This window comes from Mesorhizobium sp. M1E.F.Ca.ET.063.01.1.1 (assembly GCF_003998155.1).
In the GTDB taxonomy this organism is placed as follows: Bacteria; Pseudomonadota; Alphaproteobacteria; order Rhizobiales; family Rhizobiaceae; genus Mesorhizobium.
Genome location: NZ_RZSC01000350.1, coordinates 1 through 5,997, shown reverse-complemented (window position 1 = coordinate 5,997; position 5,997 = coordinate 1). Strand labels below are relative to the sequence as shown.

The 5,997-nt window shown below is 64.0% G+C and carries 6 protein-coding genes and 1 pseudogene; 4 read left to right on the top strand and 3 right to left on the bottom strand.

From position 1 onward, the window contains the following. Positions 1 to 197 (top strand): annotated as a pseudogene (locus EOA29_RS22115) (DoxX family protein); the annotation flags it as partial. A 314-nt stretch (positions 198 to 511) separates the two neighbouring features. Here the strand turns inward: EOA29_RS22115 and EOA29_RS22105 are convergent. Both EOA29_RS22105 and EOA29_RS22100 read right to left on the bottom strand, forming a co-directional pair. After that, a complete protein-coding gene (locus EOA29_RS22105) occupies positions 512 to 1,234 on the bottom strand; it encodes an SDR family oxidoreductase (RefSeq protein ID WP_126093032.1) in 723 nt (240 codons plus the stop codon). Then, positions 1,231 to 2,076, bottom strand: coding sequence for an SDR family oxidoreductase (locus tag EOA29_RS22100; RefSeq protein WP_126093033.1), 846 nt, complete (start codon positions 2,074 to 2,076; stop codon positions 1,231 to 1,233). Before EOA29_RS22100 ends, EOA29_RS22105 begins: the two co-directional genes overlap by 4 nt. Positions 2,077 to 2,179: 103 nt before the next feature. On the opposite strand from EOA29_RS22100, the gene EOA29_RS22095 reads away from it, so the two are divergent. Then, entirely contained in the window at positions 2,180 to 3,052 is an 873-nt protein-coding gene (locus EOA29_RS22095) for a helix-turn-helix transcriptional regulator (protein ID WP_126093034.1), read from the top strand. Positions 3,053 to 3,300: 248 nt separating this feature from the next. Here the strand turns inward: EOA29_RS22095 and EOA29_RS22090 are convergent, their stop codons facing one another. Next, positions 3,301 to 3,930 (bottom strand): TetR family transcriptional regulator C-terminal domain-containing protein, encoded by a 630-nt coding sequence (locus tag EOA29_RS22090; RefSeq protein WP_126093035.1) that lies wholly within the window; start codon positions 3,928 to 3,930, stop codon positions 3,301 to 3,303. 253 nt (positions 3,931 to 4,183) lie between these two features. Between EOA29_RS22090 and EOA29_RS22085 the strand changes: the two genes are divergently transcribed. Together EOA29_RS22085 and EOA29_RS22080 are read left to right on the top strand one after the other, a co-directional pair. After that, positions 4,184 to 5,512: an aspartate aminotransferase family protein gene (locus EOA29_RS22085; protein ID WP_126093036.1), complete on the top strand. Its 1,329-nt coding sequence runs from the start codon at positions 4,184 to 4,186 to the stop codon at positions 5,510 to 5,512. A gap of 110 nt (positions 5,513 to 5,622) precedes the next feature. Beyond that, on the top strand, positions 5,623 to 5,997 hold a 375-nt coding region (locus EOA29_RS22080), incomplete at its 3' end, for an endonuclease domain-containing protein (protein ID WP_145969738.1).

Genomic DNA, 5,997 nt, shown 5'->3' with positions numbered 1-5,997 from the left:
CCGGCGCGTTGCTGGTTGCCGGCCTTTGGACCGCACCGGCGGCTGCAGGCCTGATCCTGTTCCTCATTGTCGCGACACCGATGTTCCACAATTTCTGGGACCATCAGGGTCCGGATCGCGCGGCCCGCATCAACGGCTTTGTCGGCAATGTTGCCTTGGCCGGCGGGTTCATGGCGCTGATCGCGCAGGCCGCATAGCGAAGAATTTATTGCGCCTTCATGATGGCATCCACGCCGTTTCCTAGTGAACCGAATAGCCAACGTTAAGGCGGAGGAGGAGCCGGTCGCTGCACCCAATCGCCGACGGTGGCGCCGCCCCTCATTGCCCTGCCGGGCATTTCTCCCCGTATAGTGACGGGGAGAAAGACGCCGTCATCGATGATTTCGCCAATCGCCAGCATTGCTGGAAAGGCGCCGAGGCGGCGGCCAGCTCCCTTCTCCCCGTCACTATACGGGGAGAAGGTGCCGGCAGGCGGATGAGGGGCGGCGCAGACCTTCGATTGCTGTCCGGTTCAAGCCGCGAAGCGCAGGCCGCCGTCGCAGGTCAGCACCTGGCCGGTCATGAAGCCGTTGGACACCAGGAAGGCGATCGCGGCGGCGACGTCATCGGCGCGGCCGATGCGGCCGACCGGCGTCTTGCCGGCATATTCGGCAAACACCGCCTGCCGCTGCTCGTCCGGCAAAAAGTCCCACCAGGGCGTGTCGATGACGCCGGGCGCCACCACGTTGACACGCAGCGGCTTCAACTCGACCGCGAGGATCGGCGCCACGGTCAAGAGCATGCCGTTGATGGCGCCGATGCCGGCGATGCCGGGCGCCGCGAGCTGCGCCGAGACCGCCGAAATGAACGTGACCGATCCGCTTTTGTTCAGCGTCGGGAGAGCAGCCTGCAGGCAGGCCAATTGCGGCTTGACCTTCTCGTCGACGCCGCTGCCGATGTCGGCGAGGTCAAGCGTCGCGAACGGCCCAAGCCCCTTGCCGCCGCTTGCGGCCAGAACGAGATGATCGAACGGCCCAAGATCATCGAAGAACTGCCGGACCTCATCCTGCCTGGTCGCATCGAAAGCGGCCTTGCCGACGGTACCGCCAAGGCTCATCAAGGCGCTTCTCAGCTTCTCCTCGTTGCGGCCGGTGATCGTCACTTTCATCGTGGGGCTGACCAGCCTTTTGGCCGTGGCAAGGCCGATGCCGGACGAGCCGCCGATGATCACGCAGTGTTCGATGTTCTCGCTCATGAATGCTGTTCCCTGGATATCGAGGATGGTTGCCCTGTCAGTTCGAGGCTGAGCGCCCGCAGCCGGCGGCGCGCCTTTTGGTCATAGGCCTGGGCATCCGCGCGCGATTCCCGCTGGCCGTCGAAATAAAGGCCGCTGCGCCCTTCAAGCGCCGGTGACGTCGCGAGGTTGAGGATGGCGTCGGCGCCGGTTTCGACCGAGTTCCACGGGGTGACGCCGGCTTGCCGGACCATTGTGGTATCCATGTAACTTGCCGGATGGAGTGCGTTGACGGTGACGCCGGCGCCCTTCAACTGTTCAGCCAGGTCGATGGTGAACAGGATCTGCGCCAGCTTGCTCTGGCAGTAGGCGCGCACGCCGCTGTAGCCGTGGGTCAGCATGACATCGTCGAAGTCGATCGCCTGCTGGCCGGCCGAGGCGACATTGACGATGCGCGCCGGCGCGCTTGCCTCGAGCAGGGGCAGCAGCTCCGACGTCAGCAGGAAGCCGGCGAGATAGTTGACCGCGAAGCGCAGCTCATAGCCGTCGGCGCTCACCTGCCGTTTCGCAGCCTGGCCGCCGGTGCCGACGCCGGCATTGTTGATCAATATGTCGAGCCGGCCGGTCGTTGCGCGCACGGTTTCGGCGAGGCGGCGCACCTCGGCAAGCGAGGAAAGGTCGGCGACGAGAAATTCGGCCTTGCCGCCCTTGGCTTCGATGGCGGCGACTGCCGCCTTGCCGCGGGCTTCGTCGCGGCCATGCACCAGCACGCGGGCGCCGGCGGCGCCGAGCCTTTCGGCGACGACTCGGCCGACACCATCGGTCGAGCCGGTGACGAGAACTGTCTTGTTCTTGAGTTCCATGTCCAGAGCCTCCTTACGTTGCTCTGAATGCAAAATGGGGCGCGGCGCGCGCCTCAAACAGTTCAAACTTTATCCTGGTATCGATACTGCTATAATAAACCTTATGGATGCCGTGACCCATTCTCCCGAGGACAGCCGCCGCCGCGAGCTTGGCGCTTTCCTGCGCTCGCGCCGCGAAAGGCTGTCGCCTGCCGACATCGGTATCGCGACCGGCGCCAGGCGGCGCACGCCTGGGCTGAGGCGCGAGGAAGTGGCGATGATCGCCGGCGTCGGTACCACCTGGTACACCTGGCTGGAGCAGGGCAGGGACGTGCGGCCTTCGGTCGAGGTGCTGACGGCGCTCTGCGAGGCGTTGCGTCTCGACGCCGTCGAGAAACGGCATCTGTTCATCCTCGCCGGCCGCCAGCAGCCTGAGCGGCGCGTGGCGGCGCCCGAAAAGGTCGACGGTCCGCTGCTGCACATGCTGCAAAGCCTTGTCCTGCAGCCGGCCTATGTTGTTGGCCGGCGCTGGGACGTGCTGGCCTGGAACGATGCGGCGGCGGCCGTGTTCGGCGACTATGGCCTGCTGGAGGGCGATGCCCGCAACATCGTCCATCTGGTGTTCACCAGCCCGCACCATCGCCGGCTGCTGGTCGATTGGGAAGAACTCGCCCGCGTGGTGCTCGCTTCGTTTCGCGCCGAGAGCGCCAAATATGTCGGCGATCCGGATTTCGAGCGGCTGATCGCGCTCATGATGCGCTCGAGCCCGGAGTTCCACGACTGGTGGCCAAGGCGAGACGTGGCGCGACGGCTGACCGGCGTGAAGCATGTCCGCCATCCGACCGCCGGCGCCATGGCGTTCGAGCATATGAGCCTGTCGATCGACGACGGCTCGGACATGCGGCTGATCGTCTACACGCCGCTTGCTGAGCAGAATTCGATCGCCAAGCTCAAGAAGCTGCTCGAAGCGCAGCCGGTCGAGCGGCGCAGCGCGTGAGGTCCCTCAGCTTCGTCATCCACGGGCGGAGCAAGGAGCGTAGCGACGCAGCGAGACCCGAGGATCCATTCCGTGCCCTCGGGGCGCCGCTACCGTCCCGAATTCTGCACCGCTGCACCCCTCGGCAAAGGTAATGGAATGGATCCTCGGGTCTCCGCGTCCGCTTCGCTTCCGCTCCGCCCGTGGATGACGAAGCTGAGGGGGCTGCGGCCAATCTCCAGCGGCAGCAACAACCGAACGACGAGTCGCTACCCCTTCGGTTTTAGCCCATCAAGGAATAGCTGCTCCAGAAATCTGGCGGCATCCTCGAAGCGGCCATCGCCGCCGCGGTCGGGGCCGAGCACGGCACGAACCTGCACGTCGAAATCGGCGTAGTGCTGCGTCGTCGCCCAGATCGCGAAGATCAGGTGCCAGGGGTCGGTACGGGCGATCTTGCCGGCCCGCATCCAGCCCTTGATGACGGCGGCCTTCTCGTCGACCAGCGTCTTCAGTTCGCCCTCCAGCATCGGCATGATGCGCGGCGCGCCCTGCAGGATCTCGTTGGCGAAGAGCCGGCTTTCGCGCGGGAAGTCGCGCGCCATTTCGAGCTTGCGGCGGATGTAGCTCCTGAGCTCGGTCATCGGATCGCCGATGTCGTCGAGTTCCCTAAGCGGCGCCAGCCAGGTGTCCAGGAGCCGCTGCATCAGCGTCTCGTGAATGTCTTCCTTGCGGCGGAAGTAATAGAGAAGGTTCGGCTTCGACATGCCGGCGGCTTCCGCGATCTGGTCGATGGTCGAGCCGCGAAAACCGTTGGCGGAGAAGACTTCGAGCGCGGCTTCCAGGATGAGTTCGCGCTTTTCCTGCTGGATGCGGGTGCGGCGGGGAGCTGAGCCTTCCATCGTGTCCGTCATCCTTGCCGGCTGCCGTTGCGAGGGCTTTCTGGACCAATTCTCTGGACCAGTTTTTCTCTGAGCTGTGGAGCGCGCTTTCGATGCCGCATTTCCGTTAGTAATCCCTTGACCGCCGACAGGGCGGTGCTAACGTTTGTCCAATCGGTCAAAATTTGCGTAGCATGAAAACCACGCGAAGACCAAGTGCTGGGAAGACCAAGCGTTAGCGCACCGAAACAGGTTACAAGGGGAAGTCTTGGTCATGTCCAACCGGCTGAAAGTCACGCCGAACGATCTCAGCGCATTCTGGATGCCGTTCACGGCAAACCGGCAGTTCAAGCAGGCGCCGCGCATGTTCGTGTCCGCCAAGGACATGCACTACACGACGAGCGACGGCCGCAAGGTTCTCGACGGCACCGCGGGTCTCTGGTGCGTTAACGCCGGCCATTGCCGGCCGAAGATCACCGAAGCGATTCAGGCCCAGGCCGCGGAGCTTGACTATGCGCCGGCCTTCCAGATGGGCCACCCGATCGTGTTCGAGCTGGCGAATCGCCTGGTCGACATCGCACCGAAAGGCATGGACCACGTCTTCTTCACCAATTCCGGATCGGAATCGGTCGAGACCGCGCTGAAGATGGCGATCGCCTATCACCGCGTCAGGGGCGAAGGTTCGCGCACCCGTCTGATCGGCCGCGAGCGCGGCTATCACGGCGTCAATTTCGGCGGCATCTCGGTCGGCGGCATCGTCAGCAACCGCAAGATGTTCGGCACGCTGCTCGGCGGTGTCGACCATCTGCCGCACACTCACCTTCCGGAGAAGAACGCCTTCTCGAAAGGCGTGCCGGAGCACGGCGCGGAACTGGCGAATGATCTCGAGCGCCTCGTCGCGCTGCATGACGCCTCGACAATCGCGGCCGTCATCGTCGAGCCGGTCGCGGGCTCGACCGGCGTCATCCTGCCACCGAAAGGCTATCTGCAGAAGCTGCGCGAGATCTGCACCAAGCACGGCATCCTGTTGATTTTCGACGAGGTGATCACCGGTTTCGGCCGTCTCGGCGCGCCGTTCGCGGCGGACTATTTCGGCGTCACGCCGGATATCATGACGACGGCCAAGGGCGTGTCCAACGGCGTCATCCCGATGGGCGCGGTGTTCGTCAAGAAGGAGATCCACGACGCCTTCATGACCGGCCCGGAGCACATGATCGAGTTCTTCCACGGCTACACCTATTCGGGCAATCCGATCGCCTGCGCCGCGGCGCTGGGCACTTTAGACACCTACAAGGAAGAGGGCCTGCTGACCCGCGGCGAGGAGCTCTCGTCCTATTGGGAGGATGCGCTGCACTCGCTGAAGGGCGAGCCGCATGTCATCGATATCCGCAATATCGGCCTGATCGGCGCGATCGAGCTGGCGCCGATTGCCGGAAGCCCGACCAAGCGGGCCTTCTCGGCCTTTGTCAAGGCGTTCGAACGCGGCGCGCTGATCCGCACCACCGGCGACATCATCGCGCTGTCGCCGCCGCTGATCATCACCAAGGGCCAGATCAACGAACTGATCGACCATGTTCGGGATGTTCTGAGGTCTATCGATTGACAAACTGGGCGCGGATACCCCTCCCCCTTGAGGGGAGGGTGGCCGCGAAGCGGTCGGGTGGGGTCCTCGGTGACGCGCGCGAACATTATTTTTTGCGAGGGCTGCCCCTGATGCCCCGTACCCGCGTGAGTTTCGAGATGCGTCAAAAAGCGCGCGCGCTTCGAGTTCACGCGACCAAGGGCGAAACCTTGCTCTGGTATGAGTTGCGCGAGTTCAAATCAGTTGGCATCAAGTTTCGCCGTCAGTGCCCCATAGGGCCGTATATCGTCGACTTTGCCTGCTTCGCCGTGAAGCTTATCGTCGAGGTCGATGGCGATCTGCACGAACACGAGAAGGGCAAGCGGCACGACGCAGTCCGCGATGCATATTTGCGATCGCTTGGGTACGATATCTTTCGCGTTGACGAACCCGATGTCATAAACAGCGCCTGGCACGTCGCGCAGGTGGTCAAAGAGAAGGTCGCGCGCGTCGCGGGCGACCCCACC

Bases quoted from the DNA above. Each gene is read 5' to 3' on its own strand.
- EOA29_RS22105 (WP_126093032.1), bottom strand. From the start codon at position 1,234: ATGAGCGAGAACATCGAACACTGCGTGATCATCGGCGGCTCGTCCGGC.
- EOA29_RS22100 (WP_126093033.1), bottom strand. From the start codon at position 2,076: ATGGAACTCAAGAACAAGACAGTTCTCGTCACCGGCTCGACCGATGGT.
- EOA29_RS22095 (WP_126093034.1), top strand. From the start codon at position 2,180: ATGGATGCCGTGACCCATTCTCCCGAGGACAGCCGCCGCCGCGAGCTT.
- EOA29_RS22090 (WP_126093035.1), bottom strand. From the start codon at position 3,930: ATGGAAGGCTCAGCTCCCCGCCGCACCCGCATCCAGCAGGAAAAGCGC.
- EOA29_RS22085 (WP_126093036.1), top strand. From the start codon at position 4,184: ATGTCCAACCGGCTGAAAGTCACGCCGAACGATCTCAGCGCATTCTGG.